Source organism: Bacillus infantis, assembly GCF_050107595.1.
GTDB lineage: Bacteria > Bacillota > Bacilli > Bacillales > Cytobacillaceae > Bacillus_AB > Bacillus_AB infantis_C.
In genome coordinates this window covers 353,752-372,870 of the sequence record NZ_JBNILH010000003.1, presented here as the reverse complement: position 1 = coordinate 372,870, position 19,119 = coordinate 353,752, and the positions used below count along the sequence as shown (strand labels likewise).

At 42.7% G+C, this 19,119-nt stretch carries 23 protein-coding genes and 2 pseudogenes; 22 read left to right on the top strand and 3 right to left on the bottom strand.

Translation table 11 applies throughout. The features are described 5' to 3' along the window. Positions 1–70 precede the first annotated feature (70 nt). Positions 71–599, top strand: a pseudogene (locus ACQCVH_RS08410) (DUF3267 domain-containing protein). A 267-nt stretch (positions 600–866) separates the two neighbouring features. Here the strand turns inward: ACQCVH_RS08410 and ACQCVH_RS08405 are convergent. Next, on the bottom strand, positions 867–1,229 hold the full coding sequence (locus ACQCVH_RS08405) for a cyclic-phosphate processing receiver domain-containing protein (RefSeq protein WP_426835280.1): 363 nt from the start codon (positions 1,227–1,229) through the stop codon (positions 867–869). A gap of 285 nt (positions 1,230–1,514) precedes the next feature. On the opposite strand from ACQCVH_RS08405, the gene ACQCVH_RS08400 reads away from it, so the two are divergent. From ACQCVH_RS08400 to ACQCVH_RS08375, 6 genes are all read left to right on the top strand, one after another. After that, complete coding sequence (locus ACQCVH_RS08400) at positions 1,515–2,051, top strand: HPP family protein (RefSeq protein WP_426835279.1); 537 nt, start codon at positions 1,515–1,517, stop codon at positions 2,049–2,051. Between the two features lie 162 nt (positions 2,052–2,213). Continuing rightward, on the top strand, positions 2,214–2,450 hold the full coding sequence (locus ACQCVH_RS08395) for a hypothetical protein (RefSeq protein WP_426835278.1): 237 nt from the start codon (positions 2,214–2,216) through the stop codon (positions 2,448–2,450). A gap of 65 nt (positions 2,451–2,515) precedes the next feature. Then, complete coding sequence (locus ACQCVH_RS08390; protein WP_426835277.1) at positions 2,516–2,965, top strand: GNAT family N-acetyltransferase; 450 nt, start codon at positions 2,516–2,518, stop codon at positions 2,963–2,965. 153 nt (positions 2,966–3,118) lie between these two features. Next, positions 3,119–3,619: a CarD family transcriptional regulator gene (locus ACQCVH_RS08385; RefSeq protein WP_426835276.1), complete on the top strand. Its 501-nt coding sequence runs from the start codon at positions 3,119–3,121 to the stop codon at positions 3,617–3,619. Between the two features lie 773 nt (positions 3,620–4,392). Continuing rightward, positions 4,393–4,815: an NUDIX hydrolase gene (locus ACQCVH_RS08380; protein WP_426835275.1), complete on the top strand. Its 423-nt coding sequence runs from the start codon at positions 4,393–4,395 to the stop codon at positions 4,813–4,815. A gap of 37 nt (positions 4,816–4,852) precedes the next feature. Next, positions 4,853–5,317 (top strand): NUDIX domain-containing protein, encoded by a 465-nt coding sequence (locus ACQCVH_RS08375; protein ID WP_426835274.1) that lies wholly within the window; start codon positions 4,853–4,855, stop codon positions 5,315–5,317. An 84-nt stretch (positions 5,318–5,401) separates the two neighbouring features. On the opposite strand, the gene ACQCVH_RS08370 is transcribed toward ACQCVH_RS08375, so the two are convergent. Beyond that, entirely contained in the window at positions 5,402–6,454 is a 1,053-nt protein-coding gene (locus ACQCVH_RS08370) for an acyltransferase family protein (RefSeq protein ID WP_426835273.1), read from the bottom strand. Positions 6,455–7,000: 546 nt separating this feature from the next. Here ACQCVH_RS08370 and ACQCVH_RS08365 point away from each other — a divergent pair. The 3 genes from ACQCVH_RS08365 (at position 7,001) to ACQCVH_RS08355 (ending at position 9,300) form a co-directional block, all read left to right on the top strand. Next, the gene (locus ACQCVH_RS08365) at positions 7,001–7,969 is read left to right on the top strand and encodes a processed acidic surface protein (protein WP_426835272.1); all 969 of its coding nucleotides are present in this window, start codon (positions 7,001–7,003) and stop codon (positions 7,967–7,969) included. After that, positions 7,969–8,583, top strand: coding sequence for a class D sortase (locus tag ACQCVH_RS08360; protein ID WP_426835271.1), 615 nt, complete (start codon positions 7,969–7,971; stop codon positions 8,581–8,583). Before ACQCVH_RS08365 ends, ACQCVH_RS08360 begins: the two co-directional genes overlap by 1 nt. 171 nt (positions 8,584–8,754) lie before the next feature. Continuing rightward, on the top strand, positions 8,755–9,300 hold the full coding sequence (locus ACQCVH_RS08355) for a general stress protein (protein WP_426835270.1): 546 nt from the start codon (positions 8,755–8,757) through the stop codon (positions 9,298–9,300). 99 nt (positions 9,301–9,399) lie between these two features. On the opposite strand, the gene ACQCVH_RS08350 is transcribed toward ACQCVH_RS08355, so the two are convergent. After that, positions 9,400–9,966 carry a hypothetical protein gene (locus tag ACQCVH_RS08350; protein ID WP_426835269.1) on the bottom strand — a complete coding sequence of 189 codons (567 nt, stop codon included), beginning with the start codon at positions 9,964–9,966 and terminating at the stop codon, positions 9,400–9,402. A 209-nt stretch (positions 9,967–10,175) separates the two neighbouring features. Here ACQCVH_RS08350 and ACQCVH_RS08345 point away from each other — a divergent pair, with 209 nt between their 5' ends. From ACQCVH_RS08345 to ACQCVH_RS08290, 12 genes and pseudogenes are all read left to right on the top strand, one after another. Next, positions 10,176–11,432 (top strand): aminoglycoside phosphotransferase family protein, encoded by a 1,257-nt coding sequence (locus tag ACQCVH_RS08345; RefSeq protein ID WP_426835268.1) that lies wholly within the window; start codon positions 10,176–10,178, stop codon positions 11,430–11,432. A 270-nt stretch (positions 11,433–11,702) separates the two neighbouring features. Then, positions 11,703–11,885 (top strand): hypothetical protein, encoded by a 183-nt coding sequence (locus ACQCVH_RS08340; protein ID WP_426835267.1) that lies wholly within the window; start codon positions 11,703–11,705, stop codon positions 11,883–11,885. Between the two features lie 398 nt (positions 11,886–12,283). Continuing rightward, a complete protein-coding gene (locus ACQCVH_RS08335) occupies positions 12,284–12,676 on the top strand; it encodes a hypothetical protein (protein WP_426835266.1) in 393 nt (130 codons plus the stop codon). A gap of 18 nt (positions 12,677–12,694) precedes the next feature. Beyond that, positions 12,695–13,540, top strand: a complete 846-nt coding sequence (locus ACQCVH_RS08330; protein WP_426835265.1) for an SDR family oxidoreductase — start codon at positions 12,695–12,697, stop codon at positions 13,538–13,540. Between the two features lie 143 nt (positions 13,541–13,683). Next, the gene (locus ACQCVH_RS08325) at positions 13,684–14,109 is read left to right on the top strand and encodes a VOC family protein (protein WP_426835264.1); all 426 of its coding nucleotides are present in this window, start codon (positions 13,684–13,686) and stop codon (positions 14,107–14,109) included. A gap of 48 nt (positions 14,110–14,157) precedes the next feature. Continuing rightward, a pseudogene (locus tag ACQCVH_RS08320) lies at positions 14,158–14,457 on the top strand (Type 1 glutamine amidotransferase-like domain-containing protein); the annotation flags it as partial. A 264-nt stretch (positions 14,458–14,721) separates the two neighbouring features. Beyond that, the gene (locus ACQCVH_RS08315; protein WP_426835263.1) at positions 14,722–15,066 is read left to right on the top strand and encodes a PadR family transcriptional regulator; all 345 of its coding nucleotides are present in this window, start codon (positions 14,722–14,724) and stop codon (positions 15,064–15,066) included. Beyond that, the gene (locus ACQCVH_RS08310) at positions 15,063–15,404 is read left to right on the top strand and encodes a DUF1048 domain-containing protein (RefSeq protein WP_426835262.1); all 342 of its coding nucleotides are present in this window, start codon (positions 15,063–15,065) and stop codon (positions 15,402–15,404) included. Before ACQCVH_RS08315 ends, ACQCVH_RS08310 begins: the two co-directional genes overlap by 4 nt. A 156-nt stretch (positions 15,405–15,560) precedes the next feature. After that, complete coding sequence (locus tag ACQCVH_RS08305) at positions 15,561–16,334, top strand: ABC transporter ATP-binding protein (RefSeq protein ID WP_426835261.1); 774 nt, start codon at positions 15,561–15,563, stop codon at positions 16,332–16,334. Then, positions 16,324–17,073 carry an ABC transporter permease gene (locus ACQCVH_RS08300; protein ID WP_426835260.1) on the top strand — a complete coding sequence of 250 codons (750 nt, stop codon included), beginning with the start codon at positions 16,324–16,326 and terminating at the stop codon, positions 17,071–17,073. Before ACQCVH_RS08305 ends, ACQCVH_RS08300 begins: the two co-directional genes overlap by 11 nt. Positions 17,074–17,360: 287 nt before the next feature. After that, on the top strand, positions 17,361–18,107 hold the full coding sequence (locus ACQCVH_RS08295) for a hypothetical protein (protein WP_426835259.1): 747 nt from the start codon (positions 17,361–17,363) through the stop codon (positions 18,105–18,107). Positions 18,108–18,299: 192 nt separating this feature from the next. After that, entirely contained in the window at positions 18,300–19,070 is a 771-nt protein-coding gene (locus ACQCVH_RS08290) for a PAS domain S-box protein (protein ID WP_426835258.1), read from the top strand. Positions 19,071–19,119 lie beyond the last annotated feature (49 nt).

The window sequence follows — 19,119 nt, the reverse complement described above, 5'->3', positions numbered from 1 at the left end:
TTACTGATAGAGAAATTAAAGGAGTGCCCCCCTTATGATTCATTGGTTCCGCCGCTTGCCTCAAATCAATATGAATTCCTCAGAATGGACCCCTTTCATACAGAACAGCTGGTTCCGGGAACACTTTATCAAGTTTGCTAATTTACTTCAGATTGTTGTTTTTTTGGCGCCAGGCCTCTTGGGAGGTTTGTTTACTGGAGTTCCCCTATATATTCTGGTTCTAATAGGAATTGCTGTCTTCCTTTTTCACGAATTTCTGCATATTGTCGCTGTATATAGAAAAAGGCGATATAAGCCTGACTTTCAGCGGGACATTTTTTTGGCTGAATACCAATGCCGTTTTATCCAAAAGAAGATTCTGGGTCTTTATGAGTCTGCCGCTTATAGGATTGTCAGTGGTGCCAGCCTTTGTGGCGCTTTTCGCATCAGGGGATATTCATACCCTCCTGTTATTTGTAAGCTGGATTAATTTCATCATTTCAGCCGCAGATATTATCAATTCGGTATTGATAGCCATCAAGCCGAGAGGTGCAGTGTTCTGCAGTGGGTATTACCGGATCGTTCAGACAAGGGAGCTGATTGTGGATATAAGAGATTGAGATAGCTGGTGCGTATGTTAAAACCTGCTGCAATCTGCTGCCTATTGGAGAGGTAGAATGGGATTACTCATTACATTTATGAGCATATGGGTTTTCACCTTGATGTTTGCAAGGCTGTTTAGTTTATTTGGCGGCAGATGGAGCTTGTTTGCTAAGACTTATTGGCAAAATGATATAGTCATCTGTTTTGGCCAGTCTCTGCTTATTACATTACTGCTGGAAATTATGTAAAAAGCCAAGAGATATACATCCCTTGGCCAATCTATGTTATTGGTAATGCTTCAGCATAATGGGAGTATAAGAATCCAAGGGCAGGGGTCTTAAAGAGAGGGTCGTATCAAAGGAGTAAATATGGCTGCTTTGGGCCAGCTTAAGACATTTATACATGGCCTTGCCGCCAACCGCATTTGCTGAATGAACGGTTATATGGTCAGCAGAGAGTTTTTCCCTGACCATAATCTTGACCAGCATCATACCGTTTTCTCTTTTGCTTTCCAGGTCATGGTCCAGTGATAAGTGGCCGATTTCGCAGGTTCGGAGCAGTTCTAAACATTCCACAATTGTATTCACATATACAAAGCCATCCGGCGGTTTCCTGTAGTCATCTAAAAATACATTAATTTTCTTCAAATTTTGCCCCCTTAATGTGGGGTGACTAAGAAAAGTCTCTTGTCCCTTTGGATGATTCATCTAAACCATAACACACCTTTATCACATAGGCTAACATTCTTTATTATGGCAGTCAGCTAAACTGTTAACGCAAATATTCATAAATCCAACTGTTTTACCCTAAACTGTAACCTTTATCACCCCTTATTCGTTTAAACAATATAAGTTTTATTACCAATACATACCAATTGGTATGCTGTGCGGGAAACCTTCCCGTCCGATTTAGATTTTGGGGGAGGGATATAGTTGGAAATTAAATTTTCAAATAGGCCGAAGATATTTACCTTAGGGCTTATCTTTGCTTTGGGGTGGCTTCCTCTGGGCTTTCTGATAATGATGTTTTATCAAAAAATAAATATAATCCCTGACACTGTTTATTTTCAGGATACGCCGAGTAAAGCCTATATGGTGAATATAGTGGGCGGACTGCTTATATCAGCCGGTGTTCTGGCTTTCTTGTTTGAGAAAATTTGGATGAAAACTGTTGGTGTGCTTACTATATTGATTGCATTTGTACTTATTTTTACTGCCATTCATACATATACCTATATTGACTCAACAGGGATTCACCATACACCGCTAGTAGGATTTAAAGAAGAAGTAACTTTTTGGGAGGAAATCGATCAGGTTGTCATTGTTCTAAATAATAGCAAGCCTGAACAGCTGGAGTTTGAAAGTGAAAATGATACTTTTATCTATACATTAAAAGAATATATGCCGAGAATAGAGCTTAGAGAATGGTTAGATGGCATGGGCGTTGAATACAGCGAGAGGAATATGTGACAAATCGCAATTCTCTGTGGAGATTAATTTTTTATCCGGTCAGTATACTTGAAAGCAGGAGCTGCTGCCATCCGGGCGGCTTATTCTTGTTTCAAGCAAGTACAGGCGTCTGGTTAATACTGGTATATTATAGTAAAGGCATCTTATGAGAGGAGAGATACGATGGAAAAAAAGTTAAGGGCCATGCTCATCTTTCCAGCTGCGTTAATAGTCATTTTATCATTGAACTTTGATAGATACAGTGAGCTGCTATACATCGCTTATATCTTAATGTCATTAAATCTTATCATGCTGGGCATCCAAGCCTTCAGAGAAAACAAAAAATCCCTGTTTGCTTACGGCATCACAGCTATATCGCTTTTGACCATTTTCCTCGCACTGCAATTGTTATTAAAATAGCGGATTTTTAAGTTGAAAAACAGCTGCTGGCCAGGGAAGGTATTTACCAAGAGCGGAGGTATAGCATGAAAAATGTGCATTTCAGAAAAATTGATGCTTTCAATGAATATGAAGTCAGGAATATCAAACTAAAGCCCGGGCAGGAAAAGTTCATTGAAACTGTAGATGAGTGTTTAGAAGAAGCGGATACTTACAGTGAATGGCAGCCGATGGCTGTATATAGGGATGAAGAAGTGATTGGCTTTGCCATGTACGGTTCTTTTGGCCCCAATAAAGATACTTGGATTGACAGAATCATGATTGATGAAAAATATCAGGGCAGGGGCCTGGGTAAGTTGGCGATGGTGAAACTGATTGAGATTGCTTCAAGACAATATGATGTAAATGTTATCTACTTAAGTATTAAAGAAGAAAACAGGACAGCTTATCGCTTATATACTAACATTGGATTTGAGTTCATGAATGAGAGAGATCCGCAGAATGGAGAGCTCTTATTTAATTATACGATCTCTTAAGTGAGACAAGGGACAGGTGTACTGTTCCATTTTTTATATGGGTGGGCCAAGGAAACTGTCCCCTTGGCTCTTTTTTAAATTTTCGAAGGATAAACTATTGACAGTAAAAATTAATTTATGATATCATTAAAAATTTGATAAAAAATTATATATGTGTTAAGCTTAAGGAAGTTACGATATGGAGGAGATTATTTGTTTCAAATTGACGATAATGTTGTTTATCCAATGCATGGAGTAGGGATGATTAAAGCAATTGAAGAAAAGGAAATTTTAGGGGAAAAACAACAGTATTATGTCATAAAAATGTTGAACGGCAATATGGAAGTCATGATTCCTGAGGGTAAGCTAGTGAGTTCAGGCATACGTCCTGTTACTGACATAGTTGCGCTAAAAAACCTCATAAACATCTTTCAAAACGGAGAAACAGATAGAGTACTGCCTTGGAAGCAAAGGTATAAAGTGAACACGGATAAAATAAAAACTGGCAAAATCCAAGAATGTACGGAAGTTGTACGTGACTTAATGCGTATGAAGAAAGAAAAAGCACTTAACACAAGCGAAAGGCAAATGCTGAATAACGCACATGAAACTTTGATCAGTGAACTGGGATTAATGAAAGGAATCACTGAAACTCAAATAAAAAGCTTCTGTTAAAGCCTCCTTGGAAATATCCATTTTACAACAAGGCTGCCAGGACACTCAACTTCTTTAACTCACCTTTAGAATTAACCTCTTTTGTTATTTCTGTCATCTATCCATTTCAATTTCTACGATTAAAATATCATCAAATAACTCGATAAAACAGTCACTTAATTTTTTGGTCAATCCTGATTCACACTGGCACGGACAAGGAGCCGTAAGGATGAAAGAGAGGCAGGGCTTTCGTTGTTTTAGGTATACAATATAAGAGACAATGGGGCAGTTTTGCTGTCCCATTTTTATAGGGCAAGGACAGCAAAACTAGCTTTCCGTCCTGCAGGCAAACAAAAACCTCTAATCAGAGGTTTTTTTGCAATTTAGAATTTATTTCATTGTCAATCGCTTTGAGTGTTGATTCTACTGTATAAAATGTGTCAACAGCATGTGTCTGGACATGTGTGACTTCGAATAGGTTTTGTTTATAGCATACATATAACACCGGCTGCTGGTTGTCATCATTGAAAGTTAAAGAAATTTCACAGTTAGGATATTCCTGTATGGTAGTTAACATTGTTCTCATGTGGTCTAAGGACATACAGTCTTAGCCTCCTTCCACTATGGGGGAGGTGACTAAGTAAAGTCTCGTAGTTCCCAACATGTATTTATAATCTGATAACCATTATAGCATACTTTTTATCTTTAACCTGGAAAACGGCCCTATTGGTAAAAGAAGGGATTTTTATATGCGGTAAAGAAAGGTATGTAATGCAGAAAAAAGGAGGGGGTTCATGAAAAGAGTAGATGTAGTCTATTCACTTATCATTGACGAAAAACAGGAGAAGGTATTGGTAGTTAAGAATTCTAAATATGATAACTGGTCTTTGCCGGGCGGTTCGGTTGAAGCTGGAGAAACCTTATCACAAGCAGCTGTTCGGGAAGCTAAAGAAGAAACAGGTCTAACGATTGAGGTTGATCACATACTTTCTGTAAATGAAGCGATGATGATGAATCATGATCATCATGCTGTTTTTATCACATTTAAAGCAAGAGTCATAAGCGGTGAAATTAGTATACAAGATACTGAAACGATAGCAGAAGTAAAATGGGTAAGCTTAGAAACTGCTGATGAAATGATGCCTTACCATAAAAATGGAATCAAACAGTTGCTGAATCAATCTGCTTCTTATGTTTTTCAAGGAGAAGTGCGGTAGCTAAAGAAGATGACGCCATTTAAGAAGGGAATAAAAGATGCCTTACCATATAAGGGTTAGAGCAGGTGCAGTCATTATCGAGCAGGACAGAATTCTGCTGACAGAGTATAACGACCCAAACAGAGGGGTCGTGTATGATTTGCCTGCAGGAGGTGTGGAGCCGGGCGAGTCTATAATTGACGCCGTAAAAAGAGAAGCTAAAGAAGAGGCATGCATTGAAGTGGAGGTCGGCCCATTGGCCTTTGTCTATGAATATGCGCCGCATTTGAATGGCGAAAAATATGGGCCGGTCCATACTCTAGTGATGATGTTTGAATGTACTAGACTAAGCGGCTCAGCTGCAAGGCTTCCAGAACAGCCAGACCCTTATCAGACTGGTGTAAAGTGGCTGGCGTTGTCACAGCTGATAGAAATTCAACTATATGCAAACATAGGAAAGCAAATCCAGGATTATGTCTTACATAAGAGGAATATTGATCTGATTGAGGAGCATCAACTTTAATTTAAACAAATCACAAAAGGAGATAGGGGGAGGCCTGCTGTCCCGGTGCAGCGGATTGGGACAAGGTGCCTGTCCCCCCGGCTCTCATTCTCTGTAGTCTACAGCTGTCTGCTTTGGGGATTGTTCGCCGTCGTTAAAAAGGAAGTTGGCTATTTTCCCCTCTACGAGCGGTCTGGTCAAATTAACGATGAAATCAGAGCTTGTGGCGAACGTGATCAAAAGCCACACTGCTGGAATAACAGCAAAATGCCAAAGCTGGATTCCATGCGGCAGCTCAAGTACTGATATTAATTTGATTACTAGTATGTGCAGTAAATAAATATACGCTGTTCTTCGTCCCCGATAGGAAAAAAAGGTCTCTCTTTTTGGGATCCAAGGGAGGACAGCAACCACTCCCAGCATCATAACTATGTAAAAAATTATCCTGAATAATGTCCCCTCCAGGTATGAATCGGCAATTTCCGCATATGGTGACCTTGCAAGCAGGAACAATCTGGCTTCAAGCATGGAAAAGTGAGATAGAATAAGCCAGCTGAGCCCGATACTCAATAGAGAAACCACTTTAGCAAACTTTTTCCTAAACCAGTTGAAGTGTTCTGATTTCAAATAATGTCCGATTAAAAAGAACGGAAAGAAGACAAATGTTCTGGAAATGCTCAAATAATGCCCTGCACTGTCCAGCCAGCCTATTCCCACGCCAATAAAAAGTGATATTGTAATCGGATGTTTGAATTTGGTGAAAACAGGAAGCAGGGAATTCCAGAAAAATAGACTAAGCAGGAACCACATGGCGAAGCTTGGCTGAAGCAATACAGCCCTTATTTCCTCATGGCCATAGATAACATCATTCAATACAGAGTAGAAGCATTGAAAAATCAGGTATGGAATGAGGATAGACAGTGTGATTTTTTTATAAAACCCGTCCTGGTTAAAACGTTTTGAAAAGAAACCGGTAATCAAGACAAGGGCCGGCATTCGGAAAGAGCCCACGTAGTTGTTGGCAAAGAATATAATATCGCTGTCATGGCGGGCGGGACTGATTAAATGTCCCAGCACTACCAGGGCAACAAGGATAAACCGTGCATTATCAAAATATGGATCCCTTTTCTTGTATGTGTTTAATTCATTTCGTGGCAAAAAACTCCCCCATTTACTCTTTTAAACTACTGATTATTTCTTTAGAAAGTTAAACCCAAGTCTTTTTAACCTAAAAACTCTTAGTGTTATGATTCAATAGGTCTATGGCATATAAAACCTTGTTTTATATTATCCTTGAACTTAATCGTTAAACATTAATACTAAGCCTCATGCCTTTCAGGGAATAGCGCCAAGTTATTCAGCTTTTACTGGGAGTACGGCTGGGCAAGAAAAATAACCAAATTGTGTGGGCCAAAAGACCTGACCCCCCGGCTCAAAAAGCTTCCTGAATAGGTGCCCGTCCCCGGCTTTGTAGAGATGTTACTAAGCTGGGGCAGGGGACCTTTTTGTTTTTTCATAATTAGTTCTGGGCCAAGGGACCTGACCCCCTGGCTCGAAATGCCAATTTCCCGTTTTATCTTAATTCTTACGGGTAACTGAAAAATATAGGCCAAACAACATAGATTGGCTTTTATTTATTTTGGCAGTGAAAAATGTATTTTCCAGCAAAGCCGCCAAAAGTATTAAAAAAAGGAGGAGTCAAGTGTGAAAAAACAGATTATGACAGCAGCAGTTGCTTCAACTCTGGCCTTAGGAACTGCTCCCCATTTTGCAGGTGCAGTTGAATATGATGAGGTGAAGGATCAATATCCTGCATTGACTGGATGGACAGAAGAGGACTGGAATAACTATTTAGAAGATAACTATGGAACCACTTTAGCTGATTATGACACCGTGGGAGACCTTGAGGGTGAGCTTGGCGAACCGATTGATCTGGATTCTATTGCTAATGGAGACAGAGGGGATCAAAACATTCTAGATATTATGGAAAAATACAATCTTGATAGTGCAGGGCTTGTCGCTATGCTCGATCAATATGAGAACAGGGATAATATCTATTTCGCCGGCGACCTTGAAAATGCCCTGTTAGAGGAAGGGTATGAGCCTGTCAATATAACGGATGAAGAAACGGATGGAACTGATGAAACAGGTGAAAGTACTGAGCCGGAAAAGACTGATGAAACCATTGAAGGGACCGTTAATAACAAGCCGGACGCAGATGAGAACGATGATGTCTTCATGTCAAGGGTAGAGGAAACCTACTTGGAGCCTCTAGGCTGGTCTGTGGAAGAATTCAATACCTATTTGAATGACAATTACGATATGAACCTGGACGATTTTAATCAACTGGAAGATCTGGTAGCGAAAGTGGGCCCTGTGCTGACCGATGAAAATGAGATGGAATTGATTAAAGAATATGGACTGACAGAAGATGAATATAAATCGCTCCTGGAAGAGTATGGGGAAACTCCTGAGGACTACCAGTTCCTTTATGAGTTGGGCGACGCACTGAGATACTACACAAGTGAATCGCCAGGCAATGCCGAAACCGAAAAAGGGGCTGAAATGCCTGAAACGGCCTCTGATTCCCTTTCTTACGCACTGCTCGGTGCTGGAGTGGCCATGCTGGGAGGCATGATGCTGGCTGCCAGGAGAAAATTCGGTGACCGCTGATGGGCAGATGGAACAGATTTATTGTTCCTCTCCTTGGCTGTCTCCTGATCTTCGCTGGATTGTTCCTGGCCGTAAACCATACTGTCAGCTGGGTAAAGGGGTATTCTGCGGTTGAAAAGGTCAAGGCGGATCATCAGCCTGTTCCCGGTGAAGATGCGGAAGGTGTAAAACGAAGCAAAGGAGAACCTCTTTATGCGGAAAAGCCCGCTGCCGGGGAGAAGTTCGGTGAAATAACCATACCCAAGCTGGAAATTGCGATTCCAATATATGAAGGAGCAGACGAGGACCAGCTGGCAAAGGGTGTTGGGCACTTTTCCGGAAGTGTTTTACCCGGGGAGAATAACAATAGTGTATTGTCCGGCCACAGAGATACAGTATTCCGCCGGCTGGGTGAAGTGGAAAAAGGTGATCTGATGGTAGTTAAAACGACAGCAGGCAGTTTTACCTACAGAATTGAAAAGACCCGGATTGTCGACGCCGATGACAGGACTGTCATCGTCCCGAAGCCTGAAGCATCACTGACTGTAACAACCTGCTACCCTTTTGGCTATATTGGAAATGCACCTGAAAGATTCGTCCTGATCGGCAGTCTGGTTGACTCGGATATCAGGTGAGATACTTGGGAAATGTTCCAAAAATATCAATTCCTATAATTTTGTCATCTATATGAGAAGAGAAAAAATACCTGCGTTTACTAGATTTCATGCAGGGTAAGGGTAAAATATACCCGCTGTTAAATGCAGCAGCTCATTGGGAAATAAATTCGTAAAAGGAGGAGTTTTACCATGGAAAAAATGATTGTAGGCGGAGTGTTTCAGAACTCGGATGAAGCAGTGAGAGTGATAGAAAGCTTGAAAGACAGCGGATTTGATAAAGACCATATCTCTGTTCTTGCAAAAGATGATGACACCTTAGATAATATTGAGAATAAAACAGATGTGGAAGAGGTTGATCATGGTTCAGACAGAGGAGAAAATGCCGGGAAAGGAGCGGGCATCGGGGCAGGCACAGGCGGTGTACTGGGCGGAATTGTCGGCCTTATTGCTGAAGTAGGACTTCTGACCATTCCTGGAATCGGAGCTTTGGCAGCTGCCGGACCGCTTGCAACTACTTTAAGCGGCGCAGCCATCGGCGCCACTGGCGGGGGAATTGTCGGGGCTTTAACAGGCGCTGGCATACCGGAAGACAAAGCAAAAGAATATAACAGGTATTTAAAGGAAGGCAATATCCTTGTGATGGTGGAAGTTGATGAGGAACAAAGAGACCAGGTAGAACAAACCTTTACGCATTACCGCTCAATGGACACTGACATGTATGTAATCACTGCATGATCAATTGAGCACTCATCCTTTTCGAGGAACTTGTAATTGAGACAGCGCAGTCATTAATCGACTGCGCTGTTTTATTATAGAGACTGCAAAAATACTGTTTCATTCATATTCAATCCAAAATCCCGCAATATTGATTCCCTTCCGCTCTTCCTCGCTTTCAAGTTTCATAGAAGCTTTCGCGAATAAAAAATACGAATGATAAGTGTATCCTTCGACAGATAAGACTTCGGCCTTTGTTTCCAGAGAATCATCAGAATTTGTTACAGAAGTCATTTTCACACATTCAAAACTATGGATGCACTGATACGTCTCTTTGCTGCTTATATATTCCTGAAATGAATCGGGCTCTATTGGGATCCTGATCACATTGATAATGAGCAAAAGCAGTGAAATCAGTACGAACGTTCTTTTTCCGTTTTTTGCTTCTGCATCCTTCGGTTTAAAACTAATAATAACCCCCAATAAAGAATAAAGCGCAATCCACGGCAGCCAGGTGAGCCTGAATGCAAAATAGGCATATATGGAAGTCAGCGTTCCGAAATACAGGTACCGGGCTAATATTGAAAAAGAGTCAGGATGATAGCCGCTCCACTTGCCTTTATCTGCTTTAATGAAGATCTGGTAAAAGAAAAGTGCCGCAATGGCAACCACAAATGCGATATCCATTCTTATTCACCTCTCTGCTGCTACGCATCTATTTTCCTAATTTTAACATATGAATTGGGGTTACAATTCTAAAAAGGGCAAATTAATCATACGCCCCAAGAAAATTACTAAACAATGGGCTGTATCTTTTCGGGCAGGAGTATTCGGGTATCTACAGAAGTTATTTAATATGATTTTTCATTAGAGACGCAAAGGCAGGGAGTGAACATATGCAATACAAAATAATTGCGGTCTGGCAGGATCGGTTACTGCTCGGAACCTTTAAAAATGGGCTCGCCTTGCCCTGCTTCAGTCCTAACCGGACACACCTGGCAGAGACGGGGGAGATTGCTGCTTTTTTACAAGAAAAGCTTGGAGTTAAGCCCAATGTCCTGCAGTGTGTACATGCCGGAGAGGGTGTGAGGGTTTATACAGTTTCTATTCTTGAATCAAACTTGGAAAAAGATACTCATTGGGCTTCTTATCCTGAAGCAGCCAGTCTGATTTCTGCGGAGGACGCTCATTTCCTAAAAGAATGGCAGAGCCTTCAGGCAGATCACTCTGTACCTTGGTTCTCTCCGTACTGGCGGGAGGAAATGGAGCAGTGGGTCAGGAAAAAGCTGCGAACTGAGAGGATAGACTTCGAGCAAATCAGAAGCTGGGAACGTTCGGCTCTTTATAGAATTATTTCCGATGAGGATAGGTATTATTTTAAGGCGGTGCCAAAGATCCTCAGGCATGAAGTGACTGTCAGCTCTTTTCTTTGGGAAGCCGGCATAAAATATATTCCGGCTGTGATTGCTGCTGATGACAGCAAAGGCTGGCTGCTAATGAAGGAGGCCCGGGGAGAGCTTCTCGGCAAAGCTGGAAAAGAGCAGGATTGGAGGGAGGCGCTCCTTGCCCTGGCCAAGGCTCAAAAGCTGTCTGTCAAAGAGGCAGGGCGGCTTAGGGAAGCCGGTGTCCCGGTTCGTCCAATTGCGCCTGTTGTCACTAGCGGGCTGAGGCCGGCTGCTGAAGCACTTTTAAAAGAAGGCGTTATTTCGGATGGCCAATTTTCCAGGCTGGCGGAAAGCCTCCCGGAAGCAAACTTGATTTGCAGCATGCTTGAAAGTCCGCTGGTGCCATTGTCGCTGGAGCATGGCGACTTTTTTGGAGGAAACATCATACTGGAGGAAGGCCTGCCCATTATCTATGACTGGTCAGACAGTTCGCTGTCCCATCCTTTTTTAAGTGCCGCTGTATTTTTGAGTGAGGCAGCTGAACTTTTTTCTGAAGAGTTTGTAGATGAATTGCTGAAAGCTTACTTGTGCTCCTGGGTAGAGTGGGGTTCAGAGGAAGACTTGCGCAAAGAGTACCTGAACGTTCAAAGAATTGAGCCATTATTTGGCTTGGCTGTCTATGAAAATGAAATCTTTCCTTTCTTCCAAAACAATTGGGATAAGTCCCGGATCATCCAGGAGTATGTTGAGTTATGGATTGACGGTTAAGATAAATCTCCTCGGTATGAGATAAGAAGTTGCCCGCTTCGCGATATAAGTTGAAACCGTATTCCAGGTTTTACGTAAAGTAAATAAAGATATGAAGTTGGGAGGGCTTTATGTTGGATTCAAATAAAAAGAAGAAGGAAGTTAGATGGGCAGGGGTCGGTTTAGCATTGGGCGCAGGTGTTGGGGCGATACTGGGAATTGTGGCGTACAATCAGCAGTGGCTGGGCTGACAAAAGAAAATGCATAGGCAGCATGCAGGGAGGGAGGGCAATGTCTGAGAAAGAAAGAGAACGGCTAAAGACAAAAGAACAGCAGAAAAACCCGGGAGCAGCTTTAAATAATTCGTGGACTCAAGCTATCACAGGTGCACCGGGCAAGGGCTGCCTGGTTAATGTGATCTCTATTCTGATCATTATTGGGTTCATTTTTTTAGTAAGAGGCTGTTCTAACTGATAGAAAGGGGTGTCTTAATGGGAATAGCGAGAATCTTTATAATAGCCATAATGGCAGGTGTATACTCGGGAATATTAAATGATTTTCAATATAGTTACGGACTTAATCCCATTCTTAGTCATATGATCTTAATAGTCCTAACAATTGCCACTGGCTTCCTTTTGTATAAAACAGCAAAAAAAGCGAACGTGAACTAAAGGGACTCTGCTAAAAATAACTAAGCAGGAGCCCGCTATAGCAGCACTTTCTATTTCAACTTTATTCCGGTTTAAATCCTGCTTAATCCGCAATATTCACCAGCTTTTCCGGAGTCACTTTATCCTCGATCGCCTGTCAATGCCCAGTACATACTGCCAGTCATCCTTTTCAAACATATAGAAGGAGGTACGGCCCTGCTTATGAACTTAAATAACTTTCAGATTCTTGATGTGTCAAAGGACCAGATTGGAAGATACCTTAAATTGAAAGTAGAGCTTCCTGATGGTGACAGTGTAATCCGATGGGGGCTGGATGAGTTTACATACAGGCAAATGAAGGAGATTGTATCCAAGAAGTATTTTGATTCACTTGCCATCGGCTATCATTATGAACTGGCCCCCTATGTTGGGACATACAAGAAAAATCCAAAGGAGCCGCCCGGTTACAGAGGGGCAATCAGGTGTATCCAGGGAAATCGCGCAGCGCGAATTGAATTCCCTTGTTCGTCGAAGTTTGCAGGTAATATGGAGTGGTTTAGGAAAGAAGTGAGCGGAGTGTCGGATTTGCAGCATTTGTCTTGGGAGAATTATTAAAGGTGGAGAAATAATAAGATGAGTATTCTCGTAACAGGATTTAATGGCAAAGTCGGGTTTGAGGTGGCAAGAAAGTTAAAAGAAAAAGCGATCCCCTTCAAATGCGCTGTAAGAAACGTGGAAAGAGCTAAACGCGAGTTTGGAGTGGCTTATGAGTTTACTGCGCTCGACTTTGCAGATCCGGGGACTTTTGGGAATGCCTTGCATCGGGTTGATAAAATTTTTTTGATTTACCCGCCCGGAGATAAGATCGAGTTTGAAGAATTCCTGCAGCAGGCAAAGGAAAAGAATATCAGCCATATCGTCTATATATCTGTTAAAGATGTTCAATTCCTGCCGTTTATCCATCATTTTAAAAATGAAAAACTGCTCAAAAAGCTGGGGGTCCCTTATACTTTTATCCGTGCCGGTTATTTTATGCAAAATCTAAATGACTTTCTCTTGGACGAATTGAAAGAGAGACAGCAGATTTTTGTGCCTGCCGGGAAGGGGAAAACCAGCTTTGTAGATACAAGGGACCTTGCTGAAGCAGCTTTACACGCTTTTCAAGAACCGGAAAGGCATGAAAATAAGAAGTATGTCATCACGGGAGATGAGGCTTTAGACTTTTATCAAGTCGCTGATATTATGACCGAAGTGCTGGGCTTTCCGGTTCAGTACACCAATCCTTCCGTAAAAGAATTTAAAGAATTTATGCTGGAAAAAGGGGTGGATGAAGCGTTCGTCAATGTTGTTATCGGTATCCACTTCCCCACCAAATTGGGGATGGCCAAAGGGATTACATATGAATATGAAGAGATCACAGGTATGAAGCCGACAAACATTCGTACATATATTGAGGATTATAAAGGCAAATGGATGTAGACCGGTAATTATGTTACTGCCGGGTAATAAGGACAGTGACCTGACAGGCAGCCTTTTAGAAAATTAACAGGTTCTCAAGCAGGTATTTTCAAGAGCCTATTGAAATATAAGAATGTTCAATAACAGGTAAAGAGGTGTCCTTGATGATTAAATCGATGTATCCGTACTTAGTAATGAATGGGAATGGACAAGAGGCAGTGAGTTTCTACAAAAAAGCTCTAAATGCAGAGGTGGTTTCCGTCCAAAAGTTTGGCGACATGCCTGACAACCCGGAATTCCCTTCCCCGCCTGAAGTAAAGGACCTTGTACTGAACGCTCACCTGAAGGTTGGGAATATGGATTTAATGCTTTCTGACACATTTCCTGGCCAGCCTTACCAAATTGGATCCCAGGTGACGATTGCTCTTATCGTAGATGATTTAGAACAGACGAAGGGAATATTCGCTAAGCTTCAGGATGGCGGGCAAGTGGACATGCCGCTCCAAGAGACTTTCTGGAGCCCATTATATGGACAGGTGAGTGATAAATTCGGTGTGATGTGGCAGGTGTCTGCTGCGGCTAAGGAATAATTAATGGGGGGACAGGTTCCCTTAAAATAGGCGGCAAGGAGCGACGTTATGAAATTTCTGCTAACATCTTCAGGTGTTAGTAATAAAAGCATACACCGTGCGCTGGTTGATTTGCTGGGGCAGCCCATCGCCGATTCCAATTCCCTGTGCATCCCAACCGCGATGTACGGAAACCCATGGGTCGGGCCCGGTGTCAAAGCCTGGGAGTTCATCAGCGGAAGTCCGGGAAATCCTATGGTCAGTCTAGGCTGGAGTTCTGTCGGTGTATTGGAGCTCACAGCATTGCCGAGCATCAATGAAGACCGCTGGGTGCCGCTTGTCAGGGAGACGGACGTCCTGCTGGTAAGTTGTTTCTGAAGGGCAGTGGAGAGTGTTTTCTAACTGATTCCTGCAGTAAAGATTCGCTTCCTTAAATGAATAGAGTCCACTATTCTCGATAGCTGCCAGCCAGGCGGCTTTTTTTCTTTTTGCAAAAATGGGCAGCAAACAGCTTGAATGTACTTGACAGACAATGCTAATCAGTATTACTATATGGCTAGTAATAAGTAATACTGAATACCGGTGCTACAGAGTACTGAATATTTATGTGAGATTAGACGGAGGAAAAAAGAATTGGAAAATATCACGGAAATGCTTAAAGGAGTGCTTGAGGGCTGTGTGCTTGAAATCATCAGCCGCGGTGAAACTTACGGCTATGAAATCACGCAGCAGCTCCGGCAGCTCGGCTTTACTGAGGTGGTTGAAGGGACTGTTTACACCATTACCATGCGGCTGGAGAAAAACAATCTGGTGGATATTGAGAAAAAGCCTTCCACTGTTGGACCGCCGAGAAAGTTCTATACACTAAACGCAGCTGGCCAGGAGAAACTCAAGACTTTTTGGGACAAATGGGCCTTTGTCTCGGAAAAAATTGATGAACTTAAAAATAAACCAATCAAAAAGGAGAATGCAAAATGAGTATTTTTGAAAAAATCATCGGCAGCCTGGAAGACAAGCGGGAATGGAAAGCGATGGAGGCGCGTGCGAAGGCACTTCCAAGCGAGTACACTGCCGCGTATAAAGCGATCCAGAAATATATGTGGACTGCAGGAGGCGGTCCCACTGATTGGAAAGACACCAAACGCATCTTCATCGGAATTCTCGACCTTTTTGAGGAAGGGGCAGCCGAAGGCAAGAAAGTCACTGACCTGACTGGTGAGGACGTGGCTGCTTTCTGTGATGAGCTGGTGAAGGATGAGAAAACCTGGAATGATAAATACCGCAAGAAGCTGAATGATACCATTGGGCGAGGATAAAGGCGGAAATATAACGATTGAAAAAAATACCTACTGAATAGTCAGGTGTGAATGGATGCCTGCTATTCAGTATTATTTTTAGTCTGGTAATAAGTAATACTGATTACCGGTATAACTAAGTAGTGGCTTTTGCCAATTTAAAAGGGAGGAATCTATATGAACCATTCAGCGATTTCTGTTAAAGGGTTAACAAAATCCTTTAAAGACAAGGAAGTTTTAAAGGGGGTGGATTTTGAGGTGCAGCGCGGGGAAATCTTCGCTTTATTAGGCTCCAATGGGGCAGGCAAGACAACCACTGTAAACATCCTCTCAACGCTGATGAAAGCAGATGCCGGCGGAGCGCATATTTGCGGCTTTGACGTTAGACATCAGGCAGATCTAGTCCGAAAGAGCATCAGCCTTACCGGGCAGTTCGCAGCCATAGACGGCATGCTGACCGGGCGGGAAAACTTAATGATGATTGCTAGGCTAAGGGGAATATCCGATCCAGCAAACGTCGCCGGCCATCTGCTTTCCAGATTCAGCCTGACTGATGCGGCAAGCATCCGTGCAGATAAATATTCCGGCGGGATGAAGCGCCGGCTTGACCTCGCTATGAGCCTGATTGGAAATCCTGAAGTTATTTTTCTCGATGAACCGACCACAGGACTTGATCCCGAAGCACGGATAGAAGTGTGGAATACCGTCAAGGAGCTTGCCGGGAGCGGCACAACGATTCTGCTGACGACCCAGTATCTGGAGGAAGCCGAGCTGCTGGCCGACCGCATCGCCATTCTGCATGATGGAAAAATCATTACCACTGGAACCCTTGCTGAACTTAAGGCGATGTTTCCGCCTGCAAAAGTGGAGTACATTGAAAAGCAGCCTGCATTGGAAGAAATATTCCTGGCGATCATCAGCAAAAAAGGAGGAGATGGAAATGAAAAGTAACACAGCGGTCCTGCTGGGACGTTTAATGCGGAATATTATGCGCAGCCCGGACACAATTGTCACGGTGGCCATTACGCCGATCATGATGATGCTGCTGTTTGTTTACGTTTTTGGCGGGGCTATAGAAACGGGCACGGAAAACTACGTGAATTATTTACTGCCAGGTATTTTGCTTATCACGATTGCATCGGGCGTCGCTTATACATCCTTACGTCTCTTTAATGATGTGAAGAGCGGGCTGATGGCCCGTTTCGTTACGCTGCCCATCAAGCGATCATCTATATTGTGGGCACATGTGCTGACTTCGCTGGTGTCAAATGCACTCGCTGTTGCAGTGGTTATCCTTACTGCATTCTTAATGGGCTTCCGCCCGCATGCTGATATCCTTGATTGGTTCGCGGCAGCCGGGATACTCCTGCTGTTTGCATTGGCCCTGACATGGCTGGCGGTCATTCCGGGGTTGACGGCGGGATCCATGGAAGGGGCCACAGCCTACTCATATCCGTTAATTTTTCTGCCTTTTATCAGTTCGGCTTTTGTCCCTACCGAAACCATGCCCAAAGCGGTTCGCATTTTTGCTGAGAACCAGCCAGTGACTTCGATTGTTAATTCGGTCCGTGCTCTCTTATATGGTGGAGCTGCCGGAAGCGGGATTTGGACCGCACTTGCCTGGTGCCTTGGCGTTATGTTCATTGCTTATTTGATTGCTGGTAAGGTCTTTAGACGGCAATTGGGGTAAGAAAAGGGGGGAGGGTTTTTCGGGGTGTCTAGTAATTTGGCTATTTGGCCCAATAATCTACCAACTCCTCCTGTTAGTCTGCCAATTGCGCCCTCAAAGGTTGACTGGAGCTCATCTGCAAACTATTTACACAGCGGCTTCTTGGCTTCCAGCCAGTCTGACACTATATTCAGCTGCCGATCCGGCGGCTTTTTCTTTATGACCGCCCAAATAAGTAAGAATAGATGTTACCATGGAACGATAGTGTTCTGTTGCTCCGTATAGAGAATAGGAAAGGAGGGGAACCGGTGAAGAATACAGCCGGGCTATCTATATTGATGGCGATCATGGCCATTCTATTAAACGGATGCTATCAAAAGGAAATACAATATTATTCAAATCCAGATGTTGGTGAGCTTCAAGAAAATAAAAATCGTGTTCAAAAAGGGGACTACCAGCTGTCCGTAGCAGATGATCAATTAATTATAGACAGCAAAAAGAAAAAGTTCGAGATTTCTTTACCTGAACATCACAGCGGCATTCAGAGTTTTCATTTTTCATATGATACTCGGTATTTAGCTTATGATGCTGTCGTCGGTAACGGCGTCAAAATTTTTGTCGTTGACTTAGAAACAGGTGAAAAGGTCAATTTGTCCGAAACGATCGGTTATAAGTATGACTACAATGGCTACCATTCATCCTGTGGTATTGCCTGGGCGCCTGACCAAAATATAATCGCCTTTATCGGTGGATATAATGATTCAGCCCGAATAAATATTTACCACTTTGATATGGATGAGGAGCTTCAGGCTCCTGCGGGCTCACTCATTTTTAATGATATATATGGTGTCAAATGGAATATTACAGGAGAATCCATTTATTATACTGCTGATTCACTTGAGAATGAAAATATGTATGGACTTTATCAGACTGAAATTGAATCAGACAGCAGGTTACTAGGCGGAACAGTAAAACTCATATCTGAAATGAGCGAGAAAAATCTTAACCAGTGGCTAAATGAAACAGCAAATATTGAGGACAAGACGTGGCCATAACAAGAGGCAAGAATTCTTGGACAAAACAATAGGTATTGGCCGAATTTCCTGTCAATGCTTATGTGAGTTGAGGAAAGCGGGTTAAAGAGCGCACTTTTCCTCCATTTGCTGTTAGAGCCTGAGGTGAACAGAGGTACTCCTCTTGTATAAAACAAAATATAGGATTACCCTTTAGATTAAGGAGTGAAAATAATGAGTGAGAATATTGAAGGCATTGATTACAAAGAAGTGATTGAATATGCTCTAGATCCGCTGATTGTCCATTCACAGCTTAAAATCATTTATATTAATAAGGCAGCAGAGGACTTCTTTAGAGCTTCAAGGGATGAGGTCATTGGGGCCAGTCTTTTGGATATTTTCAAAGAAACTTCTAAACCCGCCATAACCCAAAGAATATCCGGCGCTTATAGTAAACCGGCGGAGGTTATTGAGGAAACAATATATAGGATGGATGGAACCCCGGTTGATGTTGAGTTATATTGCCACCCGATTAAGATAGGGGAAACAAAAGCCATTCAAACCTATGTAAGAGACATCACGGAGAGAAAACAGCAGAAAATAGCCCAGCGTGAAATGAATATGTACATAAATGAACTGGCGTCCCAGGCTGTCCCGCTATTAGATGGAATTGCCGTCCTGCCGCTGCTGGGCGCAGTGAACCCTGACAGGGCAAAACAACTTCTGGAGCTAGTACCGGTCAATGTTCAGAAGCAAGGGATCAGCCATTTGATCATAGATTGTTCTGGCATCTATAGAATTGATCATTTAGTGATTGACTCCCTTTTTAATATCAACAATGTACTAACATTACTCGGGGTAACATGTATTCTGACTGGTGTTAGGCCCCAATTGGCTGCAGAGGCAGTTACAATTGGTATTGACCTTAATAACATAATCACTTTTGCCGATGTTAAGGATGCCTTATGCTATCTCGGAGTAAATAGTGAAACAATATCTCAATAAGAATAGCAGGCCAGTTAATCCAGGGTATTAGCGGCCTCTTTATCATCCT

Coding starts and splice junctions, on each gene's coding strand:
- ACQCVH_RS08380 (WP_426835275.1), top strand. CDS start 4,393: ATGAAAAGAGTAGATGTAGTCTATTCACTTATCATTGACGAAAAACAG.
- ACQCVH_RS08395 (WP_426835278.1), top strand. CDS start 2,214: ATGGAAAAAAAGTTAAGGGCCATGCTCATCTTTCCAGCTGCGTTAATA.
- ACQCVH_RS08340 (WP_426835267.1), top strand. CDS start 11,703: ATGTCTGAGAAAGAAAGAGAACGGCTAAAGACAAAAGAACAGCAGAAA.
- ACQCVH_RS08310 (WP_426835262.1), top strand. CDS start 15,063: ATGAGTATTTTTGAAAAAATCATCGGCAGCCTGGAAGACAAGCGGGAA.
- ACQCVH_RS08290 (WP_426835258.1), top strand. CDS start 18,300: ATGAGTGAGAATATTGAAGGCATTGATTACAAAGAAGTGATTGAATAT.
- ACQCVH_RS08330 (WP_426835265.1), top strand. CDS start 12,695: ATGAGTATTCTCGTAACAGGATTTAATGGCAAAGTCGGGTTTGAGGTG.
- ACQCVH_RS08360 (WP_426835271.1), top strand. CDS start 7,969: ATGGGCAGATGGAACAGATTTATTGTTCCTCTCCTTGGCTGTCTCCTG.
- ACQCVH_RS08355 (WP_426835270.1), top strand. CDS start 8,755: ATGGAAAAAATGATTGTAGGCGGAGTGTTTCAGAACTCGGATGAAGCA.
- ACQCVH_RS08345 (WP_426835268.1), top strand. CDS start 10,176: ATGCAATACAAAATAATTGCGGTCTGGCAGGATCGGTTACTGCTCGGA.
- ACQCVH_RS08390 (WP_426835277.1), top strand. CDS start 2,516: ATGAAAAATGTGCATTTCAGAAAAATTGATGCTTTCAATGAATATGAA.
- ACQCVH_RS08325 (WP_426835264.1), top strand. CDS start 13,684: ATGATTAAATCGATGTATCCGTACTTAGTAATGAATGGGAATGGACAA.
- ACQCVH_RS08335 (WP_426835266.1), top strand. CDS start 12,284: ATGAACTTAAATAACTTTCAGATTCTTGATGTGTCAAAGGACCAGATT.
- ACQCVH_RS08305 (WP_426835261.1), top strand. CDS start 15,561: ATGAACCATTCAGCGATTTCTGTTAAAGGGTTAACAAAATCCTTTAAA.
- ACQCVH_RS08300 (WP_426835260.1), top strand. CDS start 16,324: ATGAAAAGTAACACAGCGGTCCTGCTGGGACGTTTAATGCGGAATATT.
- ACQCVH_RS08375 (WP_426835274.1), top strand. CDS start 4,853: ATGCCTTACCATATAAGGGTTAGAGCAGGTGCAGTCATTATCGAGCAG.
- ACQCVH_RS08350 (WP_426835269.1), bottom strand. CDS start 9,966: ATGGATATCGCATTTGTGGTTGCCATTGCGGCACTTTTCTTTTACCAG.